Origin of the sequence: Acetobacter sp. DsW_063 (assembly GCF_002153745.1) — a bacterium.
Taxonomy (GTDB): domain Bacteria; phylum Pseudomonadota; class Alphaproteobacteria; order Acetobacterales; family Acetobacteraceae; genus Acetobacter.
In genome coordinates this window covers 1-1,231 of the sequence record NZ_JOPL01000119.1, presented here as the reverse complement: position 1 = coordinate 1,231, position 1,231 = coordinate 1, and the positions used below count along the sequence as shown (strand labels likewise).

The following is a 1,231-nucleotide window of genomic DNA, read 5'->3' as shown; positions in this document are numbered from 1 at the left end:
TCACAACCTCTCGCTCACTTCAATAAATTAATAGGTCCTGAGCCTAAGTTCTGGCGCCATAAAAATTGATCGACTTGAGGAGATAGATGTGTTCAGCAGACAGGCCAAGATCATGGGAATAGGCTGTTCTAGAAAAATTGAGACATCCGCTCGAGGATGTGACGTTTTGCGCGATCCGGCTCTCAATAAAGGTTCAGCCTTTACGCAGGAGGAAAGAAACGCTCTGGGGTTAAATGGTCTATTGCCGCCGGTAATCTCCAATGACTTGGAGCCTCAATTGACACGCGCACTCACAGCTTATCGTAAGGCCCCTACCGATCTCGATAAACACATTTATATGTGGAGACTCCACGATAATAATGTGACGCTGTTTTACGCGTTACTTCAACGCCACCTCATGGAAATGCTTCCGGTTGTCTACGATCCGGTGGTTGGAGAGGCAATTGAACAATACAGTGAGATTATAACACGACCTCGCGGCGTTTTTCTCAGTATTAACGAGCCTGATAAAATTGAGGAAAAGCTGTCAGCCTTCGGCGCCAGCGCTGACGATATTGATCTGCTGGTTGCCAGTGACGCCGAAGAAATTCTCGGAATTGGGGACTGGGGCGCCAACGGCATCGATATCTCCATCGGCAAACTCGCCGTCTATACTGCGGCTGCCGGGGTCGATCCTCATCGCGTCATTCCGATTGTACTCGATGTTGGAACAAATAACCAAAAACTTCTCAACGATCCACTTTACATCGGTTATCGACACAGTCGTGTTGTCGGTGAGGTTTATGACAACTTTATAGACGCATATGTCAGGGCGGCGAAGAAACTCTTTCCCCGGGCGATGTTGCATTGGGAAGATTTCGGTTCAACAAATGCACGCCGTATTTTGAGCCGTTTCCGCGACAAGGTTCCGACCTTTAATGACGATATGCAGGGGACTGGCGCAATCGTTCTTGGTGCATTGCTCAATGCAGTTCGCCGCAGTGACACACTCTGGTCCGATCAGCACGTGGTAATTTTGGGCGCAGGCACAGCCGGGGTCGGTATTGCGGACCAGATTCGCGATCAGATGGTGCGGCATGGAGTGTCGCAAGATGAGGCAACCCGCCGTATCTGGCTCGTCGATTTGCCGGGTTTGCTTACCGACGACATGAAGCACGGACTTCTTGATTTTCAGGTAAGCTATGCTAGGTTCAGGACCTATTAATGTATTGAATTGAGCGAGAGGTTGTGA

1 protein-coding gene is annotated in these 1,231 nt (G+C 49.6%); it reads left to right on the top strand.

Annotation, left to right across the window (positions count from 1 at the left end):
* Positions 1 to 88 precede the first annotated feature (88 nt).
* The gene (maeA, locus tag HK28_RS12780) at positions 89 to 1,204 is read left to right on the top strand and encodes an oxaloacetate-decarboxylating malate dehydrogenase (protein WP_233140534.1); all 1,116 of its coding nucleotides are present in this window, start codon (positions 89 to 91) and stop codon (positions 1,202 to 1,204) included.
* The last annotated feature ends 27 nt before the right edge of the window (positions 1,205 to 1,231 follow it).